We start from the raw sequence: 23,973 nt of genomic DNA on the forward strand, positions 1-23,973 counted from the left end.
CTGTAGATAAATCTTCGACATGTAGGAATCTTCCGTTCATGATGATGAGAGGTTTTCAGAAGCCATCCTGGTTGCACAGTCCGGCTCTCGGCCGCACTCGTGGCACGACCACACATCACTGTAAGGAAGCCGTATAACGCGCAAATCACCATAGAGTGAATACGGCAACAACTCTTTTTCGGGCAGCTCGGGCCGCGCCCGTTGTGAGCTCGAGGCGCAGTATGTAGCTCCATTCCCGGCATTGTTATAGACAAATCCGGCGATTCTTGATGCGGATCGATTCACCGCACGTTCAGACGTATGACCCAGCTCACTGGCGGTAGACATTTTCACCCCAGGATTCACTACAGTTGGGCACATGAAGATTTTGCTGTTGGGGTTTGGCTCCATTGGTCGGCACATCGTTCGACTCCTCGATCACGAGTTCACCGCCATGGTGCGCGACATCGCCGCTCACCGCGAGCGCGGCACCCACGGTGTCCGGCTGATCACCGAGCAGCACTTCGAAAAGGCCCTGGGCGAAGCCGATCTGGTGGTTGAGGCCGCCGGGGTGTCGGTGGCCAAAGCATTCCTCCCCCGGGTCAATAAGCCCTTCGTCCTCACTTCGGTGGGCGCCCTGGCCGATCCGATCACCGCCGAGGCTTTAATGACGCCGCACTTGCACGTGACCAACGGTGCCATCGGCGGATTCGACGTCCTCGAGGCCGTCGCAGATCAACTTGACCACGTCTCGATCACCACATCGAAAGCTCCTACCGGCCTCATTCAACCCTGGATGTCGCAGAGCGAGGCCAACCGGCTAGAGGAACTCACCGAAGCCGAAACCATCTTTACCGGTAACCCGATTGATGCCATCGAAATATTCCCCGGCAATGTCAATGTCGCGGTCGCACTCGCCTATGCCACACGAGGCTCGAAACCACTGACGACGTCACTGGAACGCGTCAAAGTCCAGTTGGTCGCAGATCCGGTGCGCACTGATTCGGCACACCTGGTCGAAGTCTCCGGTGAGGCAGGGAAATTCAAATTCGAGTTCGTGTCCTCCCCCAGCCCGATCAACCCCGCAACATCGGGGACGACGGCGCTATCGTTGGCAGCAACCATTCGGCGCCTTGAACCGCATATCCGTCGCGGGTAATCGCAAGACATCCCTAACTCCTTGGCATCACGTGTCGAATTAGGATGGTGACGTGAGACAAACCGAGTCAGACTCCGAGACAAGTGCAGCCCTGGGTGAAGGTACACGAAAATCCGCGGCCCGAGTAGAATCCCGAGCGATTTGGGCTTCCATCAGCTTCGCCGCGGTGGCAGTCGTCATTGGTCTCATCACATTCTCGGGCAGACTCACGCCCCTATCAGCCAACTATTCGGTGGGCACGGTCGCTGGCGTCACGGCTGGTATCGCCGCGGGGGCGTCGGCAATGCTCGGACTCATCATTGCCACGAAACCACAACAGGGCAGCCTACGATGGATGCGTCACCGATTTTGGGGCTGGTGGCTCGTCGATTTCATCGGGCTGATCATCATCCACGGGGCCATCGCCACGCTGGCATCGCTGAGCACCTTCCGTCTCTTCCAGCAAGCGTTTCAAGGATTGGTCGTCGATGCGATTGCGGCCACCGTGATGCTGTGCTTAGCCTGCGCGGCGGCGGCATATTTTGGCTTCAGCTCGGCTTCGCGCGTGTCAGCCGCGTCGATATCTACCCTCCTCGCCCTGTTCATGGCGGCGGGTGTGTTGGCCTCCATGCTGCTGGCCGAGAACCCCTACTGGTGGCACAGGTTCTTCTCGGAATTGGGGACCCGTCAGGCAGGCGTGCTGTCGTTCTGGACCTTCAACACCACCATCACCGTTTCCGGGATTGTGCTGACCACCCTGGCCAACTTCATCACCCAGGATCTGTATACCTGGACAGCCCACCGGCGTCGCCAGGGCAAACGTCAGGGTTTCGTCCGAATGCTCAAGGGCGGCATGATCGTGATGGGGATCTGCATGATTGGGCTGTCCTTGGTGTCGATCCATATCAATGACCCGATCCACACAAGCTTCGTACAGATTTTGGCTGTCACGTTTGGGATCCTGTTGCTCAGCGCTCCACTATGGCTGCCGGGCGCGCCGGCAGCGATGTACGTCATCAGCTACCTGATGCTAGGACTCAGTATCCTCGCGGCGGCCCTGTGGAAACCGCTGGGCTACTATAATCTGACCGCGCTCGAACTCGCTTTCGCGGGGATCATCTTCGCCTGGTTGGTCGTATTGATTCGAACGGTTGACGGCATGATCTTCGATGTCACCCGGCAGCAGCATCCCGACTCACAGCCCGAGAATCATGAGTACACAACGACCGAGGGAGCCGCACCGTGAGTCCTTCTCGTTCACCGCGCACCGGCGCACAGTTAGGTCGGGAAGGTATCGTGCTGGCCGGCGCCGGGGCCGCTATCGCCCTGCAGGTTGCTCACCGTTCGGTAGCCGCCGGGGTGCAACAGCATTCCGATTTCACTGCTGACCCGCTGGGCAGATTGTCTCGCACCCTGCAGTACATCTTCGCCATCGTGCTGCCAGAAGCTCATCCGGCCCGCGCCACCGTGACCAACTGGGTGAAGCACGCCCACGACCCGGTTGAAGGCATTGTCGACGGCGCACGGTACAGCGCAGCCGACCCGGAGACGCAGCGCTGGGTCACCGCCACGCTGTATTGGACCGCCGAACAAATCCGCTGGCGCATCTGGGGTGAGCAGCATCCCGACGACGCAGAGCAGATTTACCGCAACTACGCAGTGCTCGGCACTGCGCTAGGGATGCCCCACGAGTATTGGCCTCAAGATCGTAGCGCCTTTCAACAATACTGGGACCGGCAGTTATCAGCCCTAGAGGTCACTGCCGCTGCACGGCAAATTATGGCCAACCTCTTTGCCGCCCAAAGCGCTCCCGCCTGGCTGCGCACCGGTATGCCGCTGGCACGATTTCTCACCGCCGGACTCTTACCCGATCAGATCCGCGTCCAACTCGACCTGGCCTGGGACAGTGTCGATTCGCGACGAGAGGACCGCCTCTGGCGTGTGGTTCGCAAAGCCTACCCGCGCCTACCCGCCGGCATCCGACATGCACCCGCGAGAGTCGTAGTGGGCGGGCTTCGGTACGCTTGAAACACAATGATTCGATCGGACCGTTTTGCGGATGCGCCCCTCGAATTGCACTTCACCGTTCACCGCTGTCGGTGTCTGAAGGTACCGCGTCCCTTGATGAGCGGCTCGAGCGGACCATTCTATGACCAAGAAATATGTCGGGACAACGGACGAAGCCTAACTCTCCACAATGAGAGGGATTCTCTTCGTTTTGCGCGCGCACGTAGCTACACTTGATGTAGACAAGACCTACAGGAGACCCCAAAATGTCGGTTGCACCCGTTGAATTTCCCACCATTGAAGAACTCGAGATTCGACGTCAGAGCTTATTGCATGACGCCGGAATGACCTTCGAGGAGCTGCTCAATGGAGAATATACACGTTCCTTGGCTAGGTCCCAGTACGTTATTTTAGATCGGATTCGAGGAATCGATTTCTTGCTGGAGGCCTGAGTTTCACATCAGTGATACAACTGAAGACCACGATCTGATACGCCCACTAGCCGAAGATTTCAAAAATAATCTGTCTGAAACCTTACAGACCACCCTGGGCGATTCCTATACGCCAAACAGTCTTGAAGTAGTTGCTGTTGGTCCCAGAGTTTCAATCGAACCTCGAGAATTACCGATTGAAATTACAACCAACGGAGAGCACAGTTTCGATCTCAGTGTCACCTATGCTCTTAGCCTCAGCACCAATAAAACATTTTTGGCGGTGGAGAAGAGTAACTTTAAAGTCACTCCCATAAACAAGACCGCTGATGCCGCTTCTGGCCCTCTCATAACATTTGATTACATTCGGAGCCCCAGATCTCGGGACGTACCGACAGCCCATCTAAACCTCGATTCCCACAATCCCGCGTTTTTACCGGCATTGGCCCATGCCGGGGCTAGCCGAAGAGTGAATAATCGACGAAACAAAGCACAGAAACGAACCGATAAAGCCTCAGAGTACTGGAATGAACACGGGGCTGAAAGTGATGTACACGTTCCACTCGGTGGCGCTCGCTTCCGTCCTTGCCTCGAAGACGTCCTAGAAATGCTAATCAATGAGTTTGGCATAGATCGAGCGCAAGAAGACTGGCGCAAAGCGCTCGCAGAGGGACGTAGGCGATGGCGGGATTATCAACTGCTTGCCGCGGTGAAAGACAATCCTACGACGGCAGTACAGCAGTTACGCGAGCTCGGCTACAGAGTTGAATGGGCTGGAGCGGACGCTCCCCCCACAACCAAACACGACCAAACTCGAACGATTTTGAACAGACCTCGATCGTCCTACCTATACAGATCTTCGTATTCGCTACGAATAACCTTCTTATCGATCTTGCCCACCGAGGTGGCTGGGATTTCATCGACCACCATGAACTGTTCGGGTAGCTGCCACTTGGCAAAGTCCTTGGAGAGGTGCTCGTGCACTTCTTCTTTGGTGATCTCTTCACCGTCGAGCAGGACCAGCAACATGAACGGGCGCTCATCCCATTTTGGATGTTCGAGTCCAACAACGGCGGCCTGGTTGACCTTCGGGTGGCCAACCATCGCATTTTCCATGTCGATCGAGGAGATCCACTCGCCACCGGATTTGATCACGTCCTTTAACCGGTCGGTGATTTTGATGAAAGCATTCTGATCGATCGTGGCCACGTCGCCGGAGCGCCAGTACCCGTCCACAAATTTATCCGCCATTTCGTCTTCCGACATGCCGTGGTAGCTCGCGGTGATCCACGGGCCCTTGATCAGCATTTCGCCTTCGGTTTTGCCATCGGCTGGCACCTCGTTACCGACGCCGTCGACGATTTTCATCTCGACGTTGACCGGGAGGCGACCCTGCTTGGAACCATAGGCCTCAACCTCTTCGTCGGTCAGGTGAGCGCGCATGGCCGGGGTAATGCGGTTGACCGACACCAGCGGCGAGGTCTCCGATGCACCATAGGCGTGCACGACCTCGGCGTTGAAGGCTTTCTTGTACTCGGTGATCATCGATAGCGGTGGTTCAGTACCGCCACACAGCAGACGCAGACCGGTGAGATCCTCAACGCCCTTGGACTTGAGCACCTGGAGCATCGGCGAGAAGATCGCTGGTACACCGTTGGTCACGGTCACACCTTCCTCGGTCAGCGCGCCGGTGATTTCCCCGAGGGTTTCCGCCGAGAACTGGCCGGGCAGCACAAGCTTCGCCCCGGCCAGCACGGCGGCCTGAATAGTGCCCCAGGTCAGCACGTGAAACATCGGGGTGATCGGCATGACCACATCAGTCGGGGTGACGCTCAGACCATTGATAAACGCATAGGCGTGTAGGAATTGCGAACGGTGTGAATAGAACACGCCCTTTGGACGCCCGGTAGTACCGGTGGTGTAGCCTGCCGCAAACGCCGACGTTTCCGACATGTTGGGCCACTCTTCCAACGGTTCGACCTCCGCGATGAGGTCCTCGTAGTAAACGGCGTTGGGCAGATTGTGCTCAATTTTCCCGTCAGAAAGGATGACCCAAGTTTTTACATGCTCGGCACGCTGCGCAATCGACTCCATCATCGGCACCAGGGTCTCATCAACCATGACCACCGAGACTTCGGCATCTTCCATGACATACATCAGGTCTTCTTCACCCAGGCGAAGATTCAACTGGGTGAAGACCGCACCTACGGCCGGTACTGCCCAGTACAGTTCGTAGTGGCGCAACGAGTTCCAGTCCATCACCCCAACGCGATCGCCTACGCGAACGCCAAGTTTGGCCAGGGCCGCTGTGCCGCGTTCAATGCGGTCAAAATTTTCTTTATACGTGGTGCGGCCCCACTCACCCTTGGAATTGCGGTGCACGATTTCCGTATCCGGGTATGAGCGAACGGACTGGCGGATGAGGGTACCCATGGTGAGCTGGTAGTCGTCTTGCATGGTGGAGGGATAACCGTGAACAACAGGCGACATAGTGGTCCTAACATCGAGAAACGAGAAAAGTGTGCTGTACACCACAGTATATGAGTGTTGTGGCCCCGTGAAGTTATGCTGACACTTTTACTGCAAGTGAAATCGTGCGGCAGGACGTTCAGTCTTCATAATAAATTTCAACCCGACGATTGGCAGCCAAGGTGCCGGGTTCTTCCGGATCTTCGGTTTCAGCCGGTTCCGAATCACCCAGCCCCTCAACAGAAAGCTCAAAGTCGGATCGTTCTGTTTCGAGTACTGCAGCGACGGCATCGGCACGCTTTTCGGAGAGTTCTTGATTATCAAAGTCAAAGGAATCGTTAACCGGCCGGGAGTCGGTGTGCCCGGTGATTTCTACGGCGGCACCGTCGGGGACGTCGGCGACGAGTTCCTCGATCTTGTCCGCAGCGCTGTCGGGCAGTTCCCAGCTGTTGGCTTCGAACAGGATGTCAGTTTCCAACACGATCACGTTATCTTCTTCCGACTCACGATCGCCAAGATGTTCAACGAATCGGTCGAGGTCGTAACGGATGATCGCATGCTCTGGGTTGTGCGCAAGCACTGCACTATCCCAGCTCTCACCGGAAAGCTCGGGCTGCTCGGTGGCCTCTGGCAACGGAGACGCATATTCGGCATCCGCCGGGAGCGCACCGGTCATACAGAACGCAACGATACAGCCGGCCGACAACACTCCCAATGACGTAGGACGACGCGCATCATGCATCGTCATCGCTCTCCTCCTCGGAGGTTTGACCCGTGCCTGCAGAACCGGGCTCGGCGTCGCCCCAGTCGATGTGTACGTCCCGGAATTCTTGTGCACCTGGGATCACTGCGACGTCGACGGTGTCGATGTCATCCTCGGGTGCCGGGAAATACGCCCAGTGCAGGTATTGCTCACCCGAGCGGACTTCAACATCACCGATCGCTGACGCCCAGGTGCCGCCTGCGTGATCGCCACTGAGCCAGCCGCCACCTTGGACGCTCGGGTGCGTCACTTCGCGGGGCACATGATAAGCCTTCATGTTCTGTCGATCACTCACAACAGGCGCCAAGACACCACCGACGGCTCCATGCAAATCGCTAAACTGAACAGCTTCGCCCTCATCGTCAAACTCCGGCTGGAAAACCACTGAAACCAGCATCGTGTCACCCTCGACCTCCGGAGTCAGGAGCCCCATAGTGATCTCGCCTTCATGCTCTTGCATCGGATACGTGATGGTTTCTACGGCGTCATCCATACTCGCGGTGGCGTCTTGCGGACTCTCCGCATCAGCAGTCCCCTCTTCCGCTTCCGCATCTTCAGCCGAGCTTCCGTCGGAGGCGATATCGCCCGACTCGGTCTGGTCCACGGCTGGGCTCCCCTCGGAGCCCTCATCGCCCCCTGTCCCACACGCCGTCAAAAGAAATAAACCCAACATCGCTAATGCCGGTTTTGCTGTTCGCGCCATCGAGCGGAGCCTCTCCTCGCCTGGATATCGTCGACACGATTTTCATTCGGGGCAGATAGCAGAGTCAACCCTTGACGCCTCCGGTAGGCTGTCGAGGTAAAGTGACTCTCATCACCTCAGCTCATCATTCACCGCAGTCCTCCATGGACCAGCCTCAAGGGGTTCCATAGCAATGACTCAACTACTCGATATTCTCGACCAGATTAGCGGCTTCGTCTGGGGGCCGTTCTTCCTCATCCCGCTGCTACTGGGTGTGGGGCTCTATCTCACCATCCGACTGGGAGGGTTGCAATTCTTCAAGCTGATTCCGGCCCTCAAGCTCGGAATCCTCAAGCGCAAAGACCCCGGCTCCAAGGGAGATATTTCTCAGTTCCAAGCATTGACCACGGCGCTGGCCGCTACAGTCGGTACCGGAAATATCGTCGGTGTTGCCACAGCTTTGGCCATTGGTGGTCCCGGCGCGCTGTTCTGGATGTGGGTTACCGGGCTCGTGGGCATGGCCTCAAAATATGCTGAAGCCTATCTCGGCGTCCGCTTCCGTGGCACAGATACCGCCGGCGAGAAATCCGGTGGCCCGCAGTACTACCTCGCACGCGGAATTAAAGGTCCGTTCGGCAAAGTCCTGGCACTCTCATTCGCGATCTTTGCAGTCATCGCATGTTTCGGCATCGGCAATATGACCCAGGGCAACGCCATTGCCGCCAACGTTGAGAGCAGCTGGAGCGTCCCCATTTGGATTACCGGCCTCATCCTCACCGTGGCCGTCATGCTCGTGCTCGTCGGTGGCATCAAGTCTATTGGGCGGGTCACAGCAGGCCTCGTGCCAATCATGATTATCTTCTACATCCTGGGCGCAATCTTCATTTTGCTGGCGAACTTGAGCGCTCTGCCAGGCGCTATAGCCCAAATCTTCACCGATGCATTCACCGGCACCTCAGCCGCCGGCGGTTTTGCCGGCTCAGCCATCATTATCGTCATTCAGTATGGTGTGGCACGCGGTATGTTCTCCAACGAATCCGGTCTGGGCTCCGCCGCCATCGCGGCGGCTGCAGCACAAACAAGCCACCCGGTCCGTCAGGGCCTGGTCTCCATGACGCAGACGTTTATCGACACCATCATCGTGGTCAGCTTCACCGGCCTGGTCATCGTGACCACCGGATCCTGGAGCGCAACCGACCCGAATACCGGCGAACAGCTCGAAGCCTCACTGATGACCGGCGAAGCATTTAGCAACGGCCTACCCGGACAATGGGGCCACTGGATTGTGACCATCGGCCTGGTGCTCTTCGCATTCTCCACGATGCTTGCCTGGTCCTACTATGGCGAGCGCAACATTGAACGCCTCTTCGGGCGCCGCATGGTCATGCCGTTCCGCGTATTCTTCTCACTCATCGTATTCATTGGCGCCACTTCAGAGCTCGAAGTAGTATGGCTGTTCTCCGATATCTTCAATGGCCTGATGGCGCTGCCAAACCTCATCGGTCTGGCGATAATGTCGGGACTCATTGTGCGCGAGACGAAGCACTACCTCAAACACGATCCGAAACTAGAAGCAAACGCCAACGAGATCGAAGCATTCATGGCCGAACGGCCCGGCTGGGACGAATGGAAATCCGGCGACGTGATCGGCTCTTCGCACAACTACGGTGTGGGCAAGAACGAGCCACCCGCCTAGATGTAGCTCCTCCAGGTAGCCGATACCGCTTCGCCGTCGCATCCACCCTCGGCTTCCTCGTCGGGTGTGTGCGGCGGTGTCGCCATGAAAAGGGGTAGACGGCTGCTGCTCCACCACGTAGCGTTGCGACTACCAGGCCTTCAGCGGGAACCGGTCCAGGGCCGAAAACCAGGAGGAAATAATGGTCGATAATATTTATAACATCACCGAAATCGTAGGCACTTCGCCTGATGGAACCGACGCCGCAATTGCCAATGCCATTCAAGAAGCGTCCAAAACACTGAACAACCTCGATTGGTTCGAGGTGCAGTCGGTACGCGGGAATCTCAACGAGGGACGCGTCGTCGACTGGCAAGTCACCATCAAGATCGGCTTTCGCCACGAAGCCAAAGGTCAGTAAGAACCATAAGACCCCTTTTTGGACGCGGTGCGGTGCTTCAGCACTGTAGCGCGTACCTATGCCGATGTTAGGAGCAGCATGCCTCGCACCACCATGGCCATCGGATCACTCCTCATCATCATGGGAATTATCGCCTATGTCGCCACGGCATTTGCCAGTTGGACGGCACTAATACCTGCCATCCTCGGGCTTATTATTGTTATTTGTGGTCTCGTCGCGCTCGTGAGGCCTAAAGTCGGCCTTATCCTCGCGCTGGTCGTTTCGGTCTTGGGAATCCTCGGGACCTCAATGAACGTCATGCAACTGGGTGAACTCATCGCAGGCGACGCCGAACGTCCAGCCGCTGTTATCACCAGCGCACTAACCTTCATTCTGCTCATCATCTTTGTGATCGTTGGAATACGTGCGCTGGCCACCGTTCGCGGCAGGGCCGGCATCGAGGCTTCGAACGACGAAGCATAAGTTATTGCACCCCTGCCTCCCGTAGGGCCTTTTTCGAGATCTTGCCCGTCGCGGTTTTGGGCACCTGATCAATGATCATGACGTCCTCGGGAATCTGAATTGCCTGGCTTTTTTGTTGTACGACAAGCGCGAGCTTTAAACACCAACGTCGCCAAGAAACGAATTCCTGACGACGTTAGTTTGAGATATTTGAGCCTTCGGACTTAGAACTCGCGGGCGATGAGTTCCTTCATCACTTCGTTCGTGCCGGCATAGATCTGCTGAACGCGGGCCCCGGCGTACATGCGGGCGATTGGGTATTCCATCATGAAACCGTAGCCACCCCACAACTGCAGGCAGCGGTCGAGCACCGAGTTCTGAACATCGGTGGCCCAATACTTGGCCGCGGATGCCTGTTCGCTGGTCAGGTTGCCTTTATCGTGTTCGGCGATGCAGTAGTCGACGAAGGTTTTGGTTGCCAGTACTTCGGTTGCACACTCAGCCAGCGTGAACTTGGTGTTCTGGAAGTCCATCACGGTCTGGCCGAACAGTGTGCGCTCTTTGGTGTACTCGATGGTCTGACGCACAGCAGTCTCAGCTTGGCCAACAGCGGTGATCGCAACGGCCAGGCGTTCTTGTGGCAACTGCTGCATCAGCTGTCGGAAGCCTTTACCGTCGCCAGCTTCGCCCCCGAGGATATTGGCGGCAGGTACACGCATGTCTGTAAAGGACAGTTCGCGGGTATCTTGTCCATGGGCTCCGAGTTTTTCGAGCACACGGCCGCGAGCAAATCCTTCGAGGCCATCAGTTTCAGCAACCACCAGCGAAACACCCTTACCACCTGGGTTGTCGTTGGTGCGAGCAACAATGACAACCAAGTTGGCTTGGGAGCCGTTGGTGATGAAGGTCTTGGAACCGTTGATGAGCAGATCATCGCCGACGCGGGTTCCGGTGGTCCGGATAGCCTGCAGATCCGAGCCAGTGGTCGGTTCGGTCATGGCGATGGCAGCAACGAGTTCACCAGTGGCCAGCTTCGGGAGCCAGCGCTGTTTCTGTTCTTCGGTACCGTAGGCCACGATGTAGTGGGCGACGATGGTCGAGTGGATGCTGTAACCCCAAGAATCATCCCCGGCTAGGCCCTGTTCGTAGAGGATGGCGGCTTCGTGGGAGAAGTCTGCGCCACCGCCACCATATTCTTCGGGCACGGAGACCAGTAGCAGGCCGTTGTCGCCGGCTTTGTTCCAGAGTTCGCGGTCGACCTCGTGGTTTTCGGCGAAGCGTTCCTGGTTCGGAGTGAGCTCGTTGGCCATAAATTCGCGTGCCATTTCACGCAGATCGGCGTGTTCTTCGGTTTCCCAGATGGGGTTGTAGTTATCCAAGATCATGGTGATTCCTTAGCGAGTTGAGACCTTTCCGGTCTTTTCGGCAATTGGGGAGATAAAGATGGGCTTGATCAGCCAGGCGATACCAACGGTGACAGCGACAGATACCGCGAAGACGCCGATGCCCCACCAGTCGCCGGCATCACGAGAGGTAAACATCATGTTCAGATTCGACAGCACCCCGGTAGTAAATACCAGGAACAGGTGCACCAGGATGAACAGGATGAAGTAGACCATGGTGCCGAAGTGGATCTTGCGAGCCACCGGTAGCGTGAACGCCTTATTGATCCCAGCGTTTTGTGGCCACCATGTCGACAACCGCAAGCCGGTCAGAACTGCAAGCGGTGCCGCAATGAATACGGTGAGGAAGTAAGTCATGACTTGCAGGGCGTTGTAGTACACCCACGAGTTTTCTTCCGGCCAATCCAAGGACACATACTGCAGCCCAGCCGACACAATATTGGGGAAAATATCCCAGTTAGTGGGCACGATGCGCATCCAGTGACCAGTGGCAAACACCATGATGTAAAAGAACAACCCGTTGGCCACCCACAGCACGTTAAACGACTGGTGAATCCACTGTTGGATCGACACCTTTTGCGGGGTATTCTTCTTCCCTGGTGAATAAAATCCGCCATCATTGGGCGTCCAATAGGCTTCCGGGCGTTCTTGATTCCGGATCAAAAACCCTGATCGAATCACCATGACGATGATGAAGAAGTTAAAGAAGTGCTGCCAACCAACCCACCCCGGGATCCCGGCAACCACACCATCTGGGTGGGTTGGGGTGCCATCATAGGTCGCAATAAACTCAGCCACCGGATCCAAGGTACGTACCCACTGGGCGAGCAAAACTATCCCGGCGGCGACCACGGCAACACCCAATAATGTCAGCAGTGCCTTGCGCAACTTCGAGGGTTCCTTGACAACATCTTTTTCAACCGTTTTGGTTGCCGCAGGCTTGGCCGCCGGTGGTGGAGTCACCACATCCGGCATCTTCACCTCGGGCTCCGAGGCTGGTGCAGACTCGGCAGCCGGCGCACCCATACGCTTCTTGGCAGGCTCAGCCGATGTAGCTTCTGCAGCAGGCGGTTCCGCAACCGGCGCTGGCTCCTCAGCAACAGCTGGAGCAACACTATCGGGGTGGCCCACCGCAAGTGGTTGCCACCCTTGCATCCGACGCCGAGGCAGATCCTCAGTCACTGGCACAGGTGCAGCTTGCACCGATGCGGCGGCAGGTGCTGGTGCTGCCGCAACTGCAGTCTCCGGCTCTGCAACAGCAGGAGCCGAGACGGGCTCCGAAGTTGCTGCAGGCGCAGCCTGTGCAGCATCGTGAGCAACCGACAACGGCTTCCAGCCAGCCATGCGACGACGCGGAATCTCTGGATCTTGAATCGGACCAGACGATTGCGCGGGTTGTGCAGGGGCAACAGTTTGCTCTGTGTCAGCCGTAGCGACCGGCTGTTCCGCGACCGATTCAGCCGGCGTGCTTTGTGGCACTTCGGCTACTGGATTCGGCGCAACAGCAGCGGCGGTGGTAGGTGCTGCAGTATTAGCAACCGATAATGGTTGCCACCCTTCCATCCGGCGCCGTGGCACCGCAGGGTCTTGCACTGAACCAGACGAAACAGGTGCCTGAGCGCTGGCCGCTGGTTCCGCAGGTTGTTCGACCTGGGGTTCAGCAACTGGAGCACTAGGCGCTGGTGTCGGCTCGGCTGACACCTGTTCGGGCGCAGTGGACTCGACGGGAGTCTGGGTTTGGATGTCGGCCGGCGACTGGGCTGGCGCGTCGGTATTTTCTACCGACAGGGGTTGCCACCCGACCATGCGACGTTTAGACATAAATATCAGCTTTTACGAGTTTTGATTTCATCAACAACCTGCGGCAGTACCTCAAAGAGGTCACCCACCACGCCGAAGTCGGCGACGTCAAAGATCGGCGCTTCTTCGTCTTTGTTGATGGCAATAATGGTTTTGGCAGTCTGCATACCGGCCAGGTGCTGGATGGCCCCAGAAATACCCACCGCAATATACAGATCAGGCGATACGGCGACACCGGTCTGACCCACCTGCAGGTTATGCGGCACATAACCGGAATCCACGGCAGCACGCGAGGCACCAATGGCCGCGTTGAACTGATCAGCCAGATCCTCAATCAACGAGAAATTCTCGACAGAGCCCAAAGCACGACCACCAGAAACAACAACGCTGGCGGCAGTCAGCGCCGGACGGTCACTACTGGCCTCAACTTCTTCAGACGACACGATTGTGGCGCCAGGACCAGTGGTGACGTCGGCATCCGAATCCACTACGGCCGGCTCGGCCACAGCATCAGCACGGGCTTCGATAGCCCCCGGACGGATCGTAGCAATCATCAGGCCACCCTCAACGGTGGATTCCGTGTTGTAATCCCCGCCGAACACCGAGTGTTGAGCAACCGGTTCCTGACCATCAGCATCCCAGTACAGCCCTGTAGCATCAACTGCCACCGCACCCTTGGCACCAATGGCGATACGACCAGCAATGGCAGCATTTACCGGGGTTTGGGTGACCAACAGCAACGAAGCACCGTAGTGGCCCACCGCGGCAACACCTGCCGCAACGGCAGCAGAGCCCAGTTGATCCTCAGGCCCGGTATGTACAAAAATCTCTGTGGCACCAGCAGACCCCAACGATGCAATCGTCTGTGCATCAGGGGCTTCGGTCACAACAGCAACAGGATCACCGATAAGCGAGGCGGCACCCAAAACTTCAGCAGGTTCAGCATTGGCTATAACAGCAAGCACTTTTGTCATCTAGGTACTCCTTTAGATCAAGTGCCGAGTGGCAAGGAAGTCGACAAGTTCAGTAGCAGCGGTTTCACCGGAAACCTTTTGTCCGGCTTCTTTCGGCGGACGCTCAGCAGCAGAGACCATCACATTGCGAACATACGCAGCATCCGGCCCGGCAACCACACCAAGCTCATCCAATGAAAGTACAGAAATCTCTTTCTTCTTGGCATCACGAATCGACTTGAAGTTCGGCAACTTCGGTTCACCAGCCTTCTCAGTCAACGACACCACAGCAGGTGTAGCAGCAGAAAGGGTCAGCTTCTCAGTATCCGTATTCGTCACACCCGTTACAGACCCCTCGGACACCTCAACAGAATCGGCATACGGAATATGTGGGCGACCAAGCATCTCAGCCATCATCGCCGGCACCATACCACCACCACCATCGGTGGACTCAGCACCCGAAAGAATCAAATCAGCATCCTTGGCAGCCTCAGCCAAAACGCGAGCGGTTTGGATCATATCCGAACCAACAAGACCATCATCAACAACATGCACGGCACTGTCAGCAGCCAACGCCAACACTTTACGAATCGCTTTATCAGCACCTGCAGGGCCCATGGTCACGGCAACCACCTCGGTAGCAGCGCCAACCTTTTTCAATTCAGCGGCAACCGCACACACGCGTTCATCGATCTCATCAACGATACTCTCGGATGCCTCACGAGCTAACATTCCCGTGTCCAAAGCGATTGAACGCTTCTCATAGGTGTCGGGCACCTGCTTCACTAGCACTACGACTTTCATAACCACCCCAAAGTGATGTCGTTCACGTGGACTATATGTTTGTACAATATACCGTACAATTTAGATGTCCAAAAAATTTACACTTCCGCGACCAATGACGTCTGAACCGTCCAATAAGGTAGACCGCATGCCCACTGCAGAACTGAACGCAGACCTCACCGCCAAGGCACGCATCCGACAGGTTGCTCTCGAACTCTTTGCTCTCAACGGTGCCGATGCCACATCAATGCGCGCCATTTCCTCACGCGCCGGCGTCACGGTCGGTCTTATCACTCACCACTTTGGCACCAAAGCAGGACTCATACAAGCCGTCGAGGACGACATTTTATCTGGCATCCAGCATGCGATCGCTTATAAGGAGACTGACGCGAATGTCGACGGCGTTGTGCGCGCCCTAGATCAACGGCTCATGGACCACGTGGAGCAGAACCCGCTGGTCGTGGCCTACTTACGCCGCATGATGCTCATCGAAACCAACGGTGAAGGCACGGATATTACCGAACGCTTCACCCACATGGCGCTGGACCAGATTGAAGATCTGCGACATCGCGGCATCGCTTCCACCTCACGCGAGGCGGAAGATCAGGTCATGCAGGTCATGCTCGTCCAACTCGGCCAAGTTCTGCTGCAGCCGTTCCTGCAGCACATCGCTGGACACCTGAACCGGGACCCTGAGCAGTATCGCCTCAGCCTCCGCAATACCCGCAGCTAGCTTCAGAGCGATCCATCGCCTATTTACAGATCATCCGATGGCTACCTTTACGGATTGTGAAGGCTCAGAAGGCAGTGCTTGGTTGCTACGATCCGCGGCACTGTATAATCATTTTCCAGTTAGCTGGAACAGGCTACAACCATCCAGAGCGACCAAGAGATCTGGCTCCGTGACGTCGCAGCAACCGACCTGAACAGGTCCGGTGCTACCGCCAGGAACGATGGAGAGTATTTTTATGAAACCCACGACGCAATAAGTCCGTCGCTCTCATGAGCACCCACCGCATTGACTGATCAGTTCATGGCGACCACATAACAGCGTCGACATTTCAACCACACTCCCGCGCTGCTACAACACATCGAGCATGGGCCCCTCCACACACCTCATAGTGGCGAGCCCAAAATCTTATCCACCCACCACACCCAAAAGGAAGTACTCACCATGACTACTTTTCACTCCACGCCAACACGACTACTCCTTGGCGCTTTCGCCACAGTGGGCACCTTGACGTTGACCGCCTGCGGCCTAGCGGATGCGGATGATCGAAGCATTTCGATGATTCTCACCGAGTCAGGACCGTTCCAGGATCCGACGGAGATCGTACGGGACAAACTCGAAGACGATGGCTGGACGTTGGACACAACCTACGTGACCGATATTGTTCAGCCTAACCAAGTCGTATCTAACGGAGAATACGACGTCAATTATTTCCAACACCTTGCATATCTACGTCAATTCAATGCTGACTACGACCTAGATGTTGAACCGCTGTTTGCAGTCTTTCAGGCACCAGCTGGAATCTACTCGGAACGTTACGACTCCATTGACGACTTGCCACATGGCGCACAGATTGCCTTGCCAGTAGATCGCGCCAACAATGGCCGCGGACTACTGCTACTACATGAAGCTGGGCTACTGGACATCGATAACAGCGTAGAAGTTACTGAACTTTCACAAGAAGATATTCTCGACAACCCAAACGACTTCGAATTCATTGAAGTCGACCAACAGTCTTTGGCCCAGACCCTTCCTGACGTGGACGCAGCATTTTCGTTCACTCGGCTGATCGCCGAATCAGATGTCGAGGTCGAGGCCACTGACCCTTTGATTATTGAAGAAGATGCCGAAGCTCAGCTGCCCTATACAGTGGTGATCGCGGCTGCTCCAGGTTTTGCCGAGAACGAGCCCGAGAAGTACGAGGCGCTGCGAGAGGCGTATCAATCTGAGGAAATTGAGCAGTGGTTCGACAGCTATATCGGCGGCCTCAAAAACACGGCCTTTGACATTGAGGTTCAAGATGCCTGGGAGGACTTCCAAGCCGAGGGCAGCGACTAAACTCGGTGTAGGACGTGGCGCGGAATCTCACCGAAACACTCAGCCGTGACGACGCACTTTAGTCATCGCTGATTAAACACGGTGGAAAACGCTGCAGATAATACAGCCCCGAATAACAATGGATATGTTCTTGAAATCCTCTTGCAGGATGCTGATCTATAGGAGCTGAAACCGTCCATGAAACTGTCACCGGCATCAGAAGCTGTTGTCAAAGAGACCGCACCAGTTGTAGCTGAAATCGCCGACGACGCTACCGTGTTTTTTTACCGCGATATGTTCGAGGCCCACCCTGAACTCCTCAACGTATTCAACGAGGCGAATCAGGCCATCGGCGAGCAACCCAAAGCCCTGGCCGCCTCGGTCGTAGCGTTTGCCGTGAACTTGATCGACCCGGATGCCCCGGACTTCGCCCCGGTTATGCAGCGCATCGCTCACAAACACGTCTCCCTGGGCATTAGCGCACCGCAATACCTGATCGTTGGCCACTACCTGCTCGGCGCGGTCGCCAAAATCCTCGGCGACGCTGCCACCCCGGAAATCGCAGCAGCCTGGGATGAGGTTTACTGGCTCTTTGCCACCGCACTCATCGCAGAAGAAGCACGCCTGTACGCCGAAGCCGGTACCGATCCGGCTGAGCCATACCGCCAATACCGTGTGGTAGAACGCTTCGAAGAATCTGACGAGGTTTTCTCACTGCTGCTCTCCCCTGTTTCCGGAACAGTCCCAAGCCACCGCACCGGTCAGTACGTGGGCATCGCCGTGGATCTACCGGACGGACGCCGCCAACCACGCCAGTACACCATCTCGTCTGGGCCCCGTGGCGACACATTGCGCGTCACCATCAAGCGAGTCCGCGGAGTCAACGGCAATCCGGATGGTCGGGTCTCCGGCTGGCTGCACGAAAACGCCATCCCGGGGACCATCCTGGATGTGTCGCAACCGGCCGGCGATGTCATTCTCGATGAATCTGACACTCCCCTGGTCCTCGTCTCAGCCGGCATTGGCATCACTCCGGTGGCTGCCATCATGGAAGACCTCTCACGCCGTAACCCGGGTCGTACCGTTCGTCTCTTCCACGCTGATAAAACGCACTCACACCACGCCCTGTACGACGGGCTACGCCGTCAAGTACTGGCAATGCCCGACGCTCGAGCGCAGAACTGGTACGAGGAAGGCGCTGAAGAAGCACCGACTCTGCATCCGGCTCGCCCCGGCTTCATGGATCTATCCGATGTCGAACTGCCCGCCGAAGCCAAGGTATTCATGTGTGGTCCACTGCCATTCATGCAGATCGCCCGCAAAACATTGATGGACCAGGGTGTGCCCAGCGCATCAATCCACTACGAAGTCTTTGGACCAGATATGTGGGCACAAAACCCGAGCTAAATCGGGCAGCCCGTCCCAGCAGTGTCGGACTGTTCTGCAGCCCGCCGCTGAGCCTCCAGCGCAAATTGCCCAAGCTCGGCATCGCTGCGATCCGCACCGATGCCGGGCACAGCGGCCTCATCCTCAGCATCCAAAACTCCGCCTTCAGTGCTCAACACCAGCAGACAACTATGCTCGGTAGTAAACGGGTGAAGACGACGCAGCCTCAATGGGCCATCGACCTGCTCCAGTTGCTGGCGAACCAGTTTAGCGTGCACCGAGCACACAACGGGGCGCTCGGACTCCAAAAGACCTTGGTAAATACATGGCCGCACACCGACGGTCAGATCCTCGCTGTTGATGACCGGATCCATGCCGGCATCGTCAAGATGTTCGTAGAGCACATCCAGCTGGTGGGCTGCGTCATCGTCGAGTGCCTGGCCGTGATCCAGATCAGGGGCTATACGGCGCAGCATCTGACCGCGAGCGCCAGCCTCTTCAGCACGTTCTTGTGCAGCAGGGCTGTGCTCACTGTGCTCCACTGGCCAATACCCCATCGGCGGCCGACCGCGACGGCCGGTATCGACCGGCGCGCTAACCAAAAATCCTTCAGCCTCTAAAACTCGCAGGTGATCCCGTGCGGTGTTGATATGCACGTCAGCTTCGACGGCAAGATCCTTTAACGAATGTCCAGGATGACGCTGAACAGCGTGGAGAAGGCGTACCCGGCTTTCCTCAGTGAGGCCCCGGTAATCTTTTATTCTGCGAGGCATACTTGCATCATATCAAGTAGGCATTTCCGGACGGCGCTACGAGCGGCCCAAATTATGCCCGCCCCGAGAATCGTCTAGATTACAGGCGAAAATAGGTGCAACTTCGGTGTCCCCGCCCCAACCAAGGGGTGAAACTCCGGTTGGTTCATGATGCGCAACTCGATACGAGCCTCCCCATGAAACCACACTTTGATTGCTTGAGCCCAACATTCAATGCTTGACCGAGATGCGCCTGTTAGACTGATTTTCCCATTAGTGACTCTAATGAGAAAATCGAAGATAGTTTTCTCATTAGCGCCGAGCAACCCAGGAAGGCAGAGTCATGACGTCCAGTTGGCCCGTTGTGCAATACACGGAGCGCTCGTGGCCTCCCCTGGGCGAACCAGCCGATCCACTATGGTCAAATAGACGCCGTAAGGCCAACAAGGGGGCCTACCCGCAGGCAGTTGTACCGAAAATCGCGAATATAAAAGTAGAACTCGCAGCGGACGTCACCACGATGGTGCAAACCGTGAACGATGACTTGACTCGATTCGATGCCCAGTACGAAGGCGGAGCCCCCTTCAGTGCGGTCCTACTTCGAAGTGAATCCTCTGCGAGCTCAGAAATTGAACATCTCACGGCGAACGCACGCCGGATCGCTTTGGCTCGGTTAGGCGACGGAACCCGAAGGAACGCTAGCCTCATCGCCCGCAACACCATGGCTCTTGAAGCAGCCCTGCAACTGGCTAACCAGCTCGACGTGGATGCCATGCTCAAGATGCATCATGCGTTACTCAAAGATTCCGACCCAGATCACGCGGGACGGTTACGCGAGGAGGCAGTGTGGATCGGAGGCCAGTCCCCCGTAACCGCGATGTTTGTACCACCAGAACATTCAACAGTTCCGGATGCCCTAGAAGATCTTGTGGCATTCATGCAACGCACGGACATTCCTGCCATGGCCCAAGCAGCAATCGCGCATGCCCAATTCGAAACTATCCACCCCTTTACCGACGGAAACGGCCGGACGGGTCGGGCATTGGTATCTGCGATACTGCGCTCCCGCGGCACAACGCAGAACTTCACTGTGCCTTTATCGTCAGGGCTGCTCACCAACACGAACGACTATTTTGATGCCTTGAATCAATATCGCCAAGGAAATATTGCCCCAATCATTGATCAATTCGTCGCGGCTACGCAGAGCTCCATGGGCAATGTTCAAGTGCTGCTGAACGACATTGAGACTGTGCGTGACGAAATTTTCGCAACAGCACAACGGAGAACGAAAAACCTTGAAATCGTTGCGAGGCTTTGCACCACGGAGCCAGCATTCACAGCGCGCATGGCGCAAGAGCATGGCGTATCACTTTCTACTGCGTACAAGATCCTCGGCAGGCTCGTCGAGCAGGGGATCCTGCGGTCCGAAGGCAAGATAGCAGGTCAGTCAGTATGGTCCGTTCGAGTACTCACAGACGCCCTAGATGCCTTCGCAGAACGTGCCCGCCGCAGGCACTAACTTGTGCAATTTGAGGCGTAGGTCACGATACCGCTGAGCATTTTGCCAATAAATACAGAATTCAGTTTGCGTTCGCCAACCGTTTTGCGGATTATGTGGTCTATATCTCAATCTATTCGCGTCTGAAGGACTCCATGCAAGTACGTAAACTCCCTTCCATCCCGATAGCCCTGCTACCCATTGCAGTTCTCATCGTCATGGCCCTGGTATCCATTTCTATTTGGGATATTGGGATGCTCATACCGCTCATAACTGCCGTGGCGGTCGCAGCCATTATTGGCAAAGCACTGGGCTACACCTGGCAAGAGCTCGAAGATTCGCTGGCTCAGGGTGTCAGTAGAGCCTTACCGGCCGTATTCATTCTGTTCCTCATTGGTACGATCATCGGCACATGGATCGAAGGTGGCCTCATCCCCACCATCATCTACTACGGTCTGCAAGCCATCTCACCAAAAATCTTCTTGGCTCTCGCGTGCCTGGTACCAGCAGTCGTCTCACTAGTTTTGGGGAGCTCACTGACCACCATCGCCACGGTAGGCATTGCCTTCATGGCTATTGGTGAAGGCATGGGCTTCCCTGTGCCAATCGTTGCCGGTGCAGTTATTTCGGGTGCATTCTTCGGTGACAAACTGTCACCGCTATCCGATACCACCAACTTGGCCGCAGCCATGGGCGGAGTCAAGCTCTTTTCCCACATTCGCCACATGCTGTGGGACACCATCCCGGCACTACTCATCAGTGCGATCCTTTTCTGGTTCATCGGCGTTTCGATCTCATCGAGCTCCACTGCTGACACCAGCCACCTGGAAGCACTCATGGGCGGACTCGACGAGCAGTTTGTTATTCAGCCATGGCTCCTGCTGGTGCCGGTACTTGCTCTTTCTCTGATGCTGTTCAAGATGCCCGCTCTACCAACCTTGCTGCTAGTTTCACTCATGGGTGCCGCCACGGCTCTGCTAGTGCAAGGTAGTTCGGTCACGGATATCCTGCAGGCAATGACCTCCGGCTATACATCGACCACCGGCGTTGAGTTTATGGACGAGCTACTTTCCAGAGGTGGCATCGAGTCCATCCTCGGCACCATTGCGTTGGTCATCATCGCAACCGCCCTGGGCGGTATCTTAGAAACCACCGGTGCGTTCAAAGTACTCATTGGCTCCCTGGTCAGTCGCATCAAGCGCTCCGGATCCATGGTCGCCGCATCACTGGGATCCGGATTTCTTGTAGCATTTGCCAGCGGTGAGCAGTACGTATCAATTCTGCTGCCTGCCCGAGCATTCCTGACCCCTTATAAGAAGATGGGTCTGTCCCCATTGAACCTTACAAGAACAGCAGAAGCCTCCGGCACCGTGGGTATCAACCTGGTTCCCTGGTCCGTACCAGCCGTCTTCGCATCCGGCGTCTTTGGGGTGGCCGCCACAGAATTCATTCCATTTATCTTCTTCGCATTCCTGGTCCCACTCATCAACCTCATCTACGCATACACCGGATTCACAATTAAACGCGTCGCCCCGGAAGAAGAGGGCACGCAGGAAACACCAGAGAAGCTTCTCAGCAGCAAAGGAAATTAGGCACGCAATGACACAAGCAACAACGCACTCTCCATTCCGTTCCGCACTAGCAACAGTTCCAACGTACAAAGCGGGCAAACAACCGGCTGCAGTCGCAGGACTTACCCCCTACAAACTGTCCTCCAATGAGCACTACCTGCAACCGCTACCCGGTGTCATGGAAGCTATCGCAGAACCGAATACCCCGGCGGCCTATCCGGACCCTGCCGCGAGCGCACTGACGACAGCACTATCCGAATATCTACGCGTACCCACCGATCACATCGCTGTCGGTGCTGGCGGGTCAGAAATCATCACCGCGCTGTCGCACATCACGCTCGAGCCCGAAGCCGAAGTGGTCTACCCATCACCAAGCTTCGAACTCTACTCACAAGCTGCTGCACTCAACGGGGCAAACCGCACACCGGTTGGTCTCACCGGCGAGTTAAAACACGACCTCAAAACCATGGCTGAAGCCATCACCGAGCACACACGACTCGTCGCCCTGTGCTCACCAAACAATCCCACCGGCCCGACCATCAGCAAAGACGAGTTCGAGACGTTCATGGCTGAAGTGCCATCGGGCGTACTCGTCGTGCTCGACGAAGCATACTGGGAATTCATTACCGACCCAGCAGCGGTCAACGGCCTAGCAGCGCTGAACGACTACGACAACCTCGTACTCGTGCGGACATTCTCCAAAGCCCACGGCCTGGCTGGACTGCGCATCGGATATGCCGTCGCCAAACCACACGTGATCAGCGAAGTTCGCAAAGCACTGATTCCATTCAGTGTCACTGCACCAAGCCAGAAAGCAGCGATCGCCTCACTACAACGTGTCGATGAAGTACTCGAACGGGCTAAAACCATCGCGGACGTTCGCGACGAGTTCGTTGCAGCGCTTCGATCCCAAGGATGGGACGTTCCGCAAGCTCAAGCAAACTTTGTGTGGCTACCGTTGGGAGAACTCTCGACGGCGTTCGAGGACGCTTGCGTCGCGCAATCCCTCGCGGTGCGAAATCTCAATGACGGCGTTCGGATCAGCATCGGTGAGCCTGACGCGATGAAGCGTGTGCTGCAGGTCGCCGCCGAGTTCCGAAAGCACCACTACCCCACCGCCTAGCAAAGAGCATTTGGAGAAGCTATTCTCGCGTCTGAAACGCGTAAACAATCTGCGACAGCACCTAGCAATGAAGAAAACGCTATATGATCAGCGTCATGAGTGAGAATATTCTGGATGCGCCAGATACAAATAGTCAGCCCAGGTCCAAGAAAAAAGTATTGTTCTGGACCCTGGGTATCTTCTTGGTGTTTGTTCTGATCGCTGGCGCCATTGTCTGGGCTGCTCTTTCGAAGCTTGGCGATTTCGAGACCATCGATAACGCGTTCCCGGATGAATCCACCCGTCCCGAAGCAAATGTTCCCGCCGAGGGCGAGAGCGATCCCGCGATGAATATTCTTCTGCTTGGTTCAGACTCCAGGGCTGACACGTCGACTCCAGTTCTGGATGACCTGGGCAACCGTGCGGACACCATCATGGTCGCTCACATCCCTTCGGATCGCAGTGGTGTGCAGATCATGTCGATCATGCGTGACTCCTGGGTCGAAATCCCCGGGTACGGCCAATCCAAGATCAACGCCGCAATGTCCCACGGCGGTGTCCCACTCATGGTTGAGACCGTCGAGGATATCATCGACCAGCGCATCGACCACGTAGCGGTGGCAGACTTCAACGGTTTCGAGAACATTACTGACGCGCTCGGAGGAGTCGAGC

General features: G+C 56.4%; 22 protein-coding genes and 1 riboswitch. Of the genes, 14 read left to right on the forward strand and 8 right to left on the reverse strand.

Annotation, left to right across the window (positions count from 1 at the left end; translation table 11 throughout):
* Positions 1–358 precede the first annotated feature (358 nt).
* From L0H14_RS07020 to L0H14_RS07035, 4 genes are all read left to right on the forward strand, one after another.
* Positions 359–1,138, forward strand: a complete 780-nt coding sequence (locus L0H14_RS07020; protein ID WP_301421546.1) for an aspartate dehydrogenase domain-containing protein — start codon at positions 359–361, stop codon at positions 1,136–1,138.
* Positions 1,139–1,190: 52 nt separating this feature from the next.
* A complete protein-coding gene (locus L0H14_RS07025) occupies positions 1,191–2,363 on the forward strand; it encodes a hypothetical protein (protein ID WP_301421547.1) in 1,173 nt (390 codons plus the stop codon).
* The gene (locus L0H14_RS07030; protein WP_301418998.1) at positions 2,360–3,145 is read left to right on the forward strand and encodes an oxygenase MpaB family protein; all 786 of its coding nucleotides are present in this window, start codon (positions 2,360–2,362) and stop codon (positions 3,143–3,145) included. The genes L0H14_RS07025 and L0H14_RS07030 overlap by 4 nt, the downstream gene beginning before the upstream one ends.
* A gap of 245 nt (positions 3,146–3,390) precedes the next feature.
* Positions 3,391–3,576 carry a hypothetical protein gene (locus tag L0H14_RS07035; RefSeq protein WP_301418996.1) on the forward strand — a complete coding sequence of 62 codons (186 nt, stop codon included), beginning with the start codon at positions 3,391–3,393 and terminating at the stop codon, positions 3,574–3,576.
* Between the two features lie 822 nt (positions 3,577–4,398).
* Here the strand turns inward: L0H14_RS07035 and L0H14_RS07040 are convergent.
* The 3 genes from L0H14_RS07040 to L0H14_RS07050 form a co-directional block, all read right to left on the reverse strand.
* Positions 4,399–6,045 (reverse strand): long-chain-fatty-acid--CoA ligase, encoded by a 1,647-nt coding sequence (locus L0H14_RS07040; protein ID WP_301418994.1) that lies wholly within the window; start codon positions 6,043–6,045, stop codon positions 4,399–4,401.
* Positions 6,046–6,163: 118 nt separating this feature from the next.
* Complete coding sequence (locus L0H14_RS07045) at positions 6,164–6,772, reverse strand: OmpA family protein (protein WP_301418993.1); 609 nt, start codon at positions 6,770–6,772, stop codon at positions 6,164–6,166.
* Positions 6,759–7,490, reverse strand: coding sequence for a hypothetical protein (locus tag L0H14_RS07050; protein ID WP_301418991.1), 732 nt, complete (start codon positions 7,488–7,490; stop codon positions 6,759–6,761). The genes L0H14_RS07045 and L0H14_RS07050 overlap by 14 nt, the downstream gene beginning before the upstream one ends.
* Positions 7,491–7,662: 172 nt before the next feature.
* Here L0H14_RS07050 and L0H14_RS07055 point away from each other — a divergent pair, with 172 nt between their 5' ends.
* The 3 genes from L0H14_RS07055 to L0H14_RS07065 all read left to right on the forward strand — a co-directional run bounded on the left by L0H14_RS07055 (position 7,663) and on the right by L0H14_RS07065 (position 10,027).
* Entirely contained in the window at positions 7,663–9,165 is a 1,503-nt protein-coding gene (locus L0H14_RS07055) for a sodium:alanine symporter family protein (protein WP_301418989.1), read from the forward strand.
* Between the two features lie 181 nt (positions 9,166–9,346).
* On the forward strand, positions 9,347–9,565 hold the full coding sequence (locus L0H14_RS07060; protein ID WP_301418987.1) for a dodecin: 219 nt from the start codon (positions 9,347–9,349) through the stop codon (positions 9,563–9,565).
* 78 nt (positions 9,566–9,643) lie between these two features.
* On the forward strand, positions 9,644–10,027 hold the full coding sequence (locus L0H14_RS07065) for a hypothetical protein (RefSeq protein WP_301418985.1): 384 nt from the start codon (positions 9,644–9,646) through the stop codon (positions 10,025–10,027).
* 203 nt (positions 10,028–10,230) lie between these two features.
* Here L0H14_RS07065 and L0H14_RS07070 read toward each other — a convergent pair whose 3' ends face one another.
* The 4 genes from L0H14_RS07070 to L0H14_RS07085 are packed head-to-tail and all read right to left on the reverse strand — an operon-like array spanning position 10,231 to position 14,966.
* A complete protein-coding gene (locus tag L0H14_RS07070; RefSeq protein WP_301421548.1) occupies positions 10,231–11,391 on the reverse strand; it encodes an acyl-CoA dehydrogenase family protein in 1,161 nt (386 codons plus the stop codon).
* Positions 11,392–11,400: 9 nt separating this feature from the next.
* Entirely contained in the window at positions 11,401–13,230 is a 1,830-nt protein-coding gene (locus tag L0H14_RS07075; protein ID WP_301421549.1) for a cytochrome b/b6 domain-containing protein, read from the reverse strand.
* Positions 13,231–13,235: 5 nt separating this feature from the next.
* Positions 13,236–14,183: an electron transfer flavoprotein subunit alpha/FixB family protein gene (locus tag L0H14_RS07080; protein WP_301418978.1), complete on the reverse strand. Its 948-nt coding sequence runs from the start codon at positions 14,181–14,183 to the stop codon at positions 13,236–13,238.
* A gap of 12 nt (positions 14,184–14,195) precedes the next feature.
* Positions 14,196–14,966: an electron transfer flavoprotein subunit beta/FixA family protein gene (locus L0H14_RS07085; protein WP_301418976.1), complete on the reverse strand. Its 771-nt coding sequence runs from the start codon at positions 14,964–14,966 to the stop codon at positions 14,196–14,198.
* A gap of 127 nt (positions 14,967–15,093) precedes the next feature.
* Here L0H14_RS07085 and L0H14_RS07090 point away from each other — a divergent pair, with 127 nt between their 5' ends.
* The 3 genes from L0H14_RS07090 to L0H14_RS07100 all read left to right on the forward strand — a co-directional run bounded on the left by L0H14_RS07090 (position 15,094) and on the right by L0H14_RS07100 (position 18,399).
* On the forward strand, positions 15,094–15,678 hold the full coding sequence (locus tag L0H14_RS07090) for a TetR/AcrR family transcriptional regulator (RefSeq protein WP_301421550.1): 585 nt from the start codon (positions 15,094–15,096) through the stop codon (positions 15,676–15,678).
* Between the two features lie 136 nt (positions 15,679–15,814).
* A riboswitch (SAM riboswitch) is annotated at positions 15,815–15,905 on the forward strand.
* A 214-nt stretch (positions 15,906–16,119) separates the two neighbouring features.
* Entirely contained in the window at positions 16,120–17,013 is an 894-nt protein-coding gene (locus tag L0H14_RS07095; RefSeq protein ID WP_301418972.1) for a MetQ/NlpA family ABC transporter substrate-binding protein, read from the forward strand.
* 177 nt (positions 17,014–17,190) lie between these two features.
* Entirely contained in the window at positions 17,191–18,399 is a 1,209-nt protein-coding gene (locus tag L0H14_RS07100) for a globin domain-containing protein (RefSeq protein ID WP_301418970.1), read from the forward strand.
* On the opposite strand, the gene L0H14_RS07105 is transcribed toward L0H14_RS07100, so the two are convergent.
* Complete coding sequence (locus L0H14_RS07105; protein ID WP_301418968.1) at positions 18,396–19,151, reverse strand: helix-turn-helix domain-containing protein; 756 nt, start codon at positions 19,149–19,151, stop codon at positions 18,396–18,398. The genes L0H14_RS07100 and L0H14_RS07105 overlap by 4 nt on opposite strands.
* 322 nt (positions 19,152–19,473) lie before the next feature.
* On the opposite strand from L0H14_RS07105, the gene L0H14_RS07110 reads away from it, so the two are divergent.
* From L0H14_RS07110 to L0H14_RS07125, 4 genes are all read left to right on the forward strand, one after another.
* Complete coding sequence (locus tag L0H14_RS07110; RefSeq protein ID WP_301421551.1) at positions 19,474–20,649, forward strand: Fic family protein; 1,176 nt, start codon at positions 19,474–19,476, stop codon at positions 20,647–20,649.
* Between the two features lie 134 nt (positions 20,650–20,783).
* Positions 20,784–22,220 carry a Na+/H+ antiporter NhaC gene (nhaC, locus tag L0H14_RS07115; protein ID WP_301419871.1) on the forward strand — a complete coding sequence of 479 codons (1,437 nt, stop codon included), beginning with the start codon at positions 20,784–20,786 and terminating at the stop codon, positions 22,218–22,220.
* A gap of 7 nt (positions 22,221–22,227) precedes the next feature.
* A complete protein-coding gene (locus L0H14_RS07120) occupies positions 22,228–23,322 on the forward strand; it encodes a histidinol-phosphate transaminase (protein WP_301419870.1) in 1,095 nt (364 codons plus the stop codon).
* Between the two features lie 95 nt (positions 23,323–23,417).
* Positions 23,418–23,973 (forward strand): LCP family protein (locus tag L0H14_RS07125; protein WP_301419868.1); only part of this gene is annotated, 556 nt, incomplete at its 3' end.

The sequence above is a fragment of the Yaniella sp. genome (assembly GCF_030453185.1).
In the GTDB taxonomy this organism is placed as follows: domain Bacteria; phylum Actinomycetota; class Actinomycetes; order Actinomycetales; family Micrococcaceae; genus Yaniella.

Bases quoted from the DNA above. Each gene is read 5' to 3' on its own strand.
- L0H14_RS07035 (WP_301418996.1), top strand. From the start codon at position 3,391: ATGTCGGTTGCACCCGTTGAATTTCCCACCATTGAAGAACTCGAGATT.
- L0H14_RS07085 (WP_301418976.1), bottom strand. From the start codon at position 14,966: ATGAAAGTCGTAGTGCTAGTGAAGCAGGTGCCCGACACCTATGAGAAG.
- L0H14_RS07075 (WP_301421549.1), bottom strand. From the start codon at position 13,230: ATGTCTAAACGTCGCATGGTCGGGTGGCAACCCCTGTCGGTAGAAAAT.
- L0H14_RS07045 (WP_301418993.1), bottom strand. From the start codon at position 6,772: ATGACGATGCATGATGCGCGTCGTCCTACGTCATTGGGAGTGTTGTCG.
- L0H14_RS07110 (WP_301421551.1), top strand. From the start codon at position 19,474: ATGACGTCCAGTTGGCCCGTTGTGCAATACACGGAGCGCTCGTGGCCT.
- L0H14_RS07050 (WP_301418991.1), bottom strand. From the start codon at position 7,490: ATGGCGCGAACAGCAAAACCGGCATTAGCGATGTTGGGTTTATTTCTT.
- L0H14_RS07060 (WP_301418987.1), top strand. From the start codon at position 9,347: ATGGTCGATAATATTTATAACATCACCGAAATCGTAGGCACTTCGCCT.
- L0H14_RS07080 (WP_301418978.1), bottom strand. From the start codon at position 14,183: ATGACAAAAGTGCTTGCTGTTATAGCCAATGCTGAACCTGCTGAAGTT.
- L0H14_RS07055 (WP_301418989.1), top strand. From the start codon at position 7,663: ATGACTCAACTACTCGATATTCTCGACCAGATTAGCGGCTTCGTCTGG.
- L0H14_RS07065 (WP_301418985.1), top strand. From the start codon at position 9,644: ATGCCTCGCACCACCATGGCCATCGGATCACTCCTCATCATCATGGGA.
- nhaC (WP_301419871.1), top strand. From the start codon at position 20,784: ATGCAAGTACGTAAACTCCCTTCCATCCCGATAGCCCTGCTACCCATT.
- L0H14_RS07105 (WP_301418968.1), bottom strand. From the start codon at position 19,151: ATGCCTCGCAGAATAAAAGATTACCGGGGCCTCACTGAGGAAAGCCGG.
- L0H14_RS07070 (WP_301421548.1), bottom strand. From the start codon at position 11,391: ATGATCTTGGATAACTACAACCCCATCTGGGAAACCGAAGAACACGCC.
- L0H14_RS07100 (WP_301418970.1), top strand. From the start codon at position 17,191: ATGAAACTGTCACCGGCATCAGAAGCTGTTGTCAAAGAGACCGCACCA.
- L0H14_RS07090 (WP_301421550.1), top strand. From the start codon at position 15,094: ATGCCCACTGCAGAACTGAACGCAGACCTCACCGCCAAGGCACGCATC.
- L0H14_RS07040 (WP_301418994.1), bottom strand. From the start codon at position 6,045: ATGTCGCCTGTTGTTCACGGTTATCCCTCCACCATGCAAGACGACTAC.
- L0H14_RS07095 (WP_301418972.1), top strand. From the start codon at position 16,120: ATGACTACTTTTCACTCCACGCCAACACGACTACTCCTTGGCGCTTTC.
- L0H14_RS07020 (WP_301421546.1), top strand. From the start codon at position 359: ATGAAGATTTTGCTGTTGGGGTTTGGCTCCATTGGTCGGCACATCGTT.
- L0H14_RS07120 (WP_301419870.1), top strand. From the start codon at position 22,228: ATGACACAAGCAACAACGCACTCTCCATTCCGTTCCGCACTAGCAACA.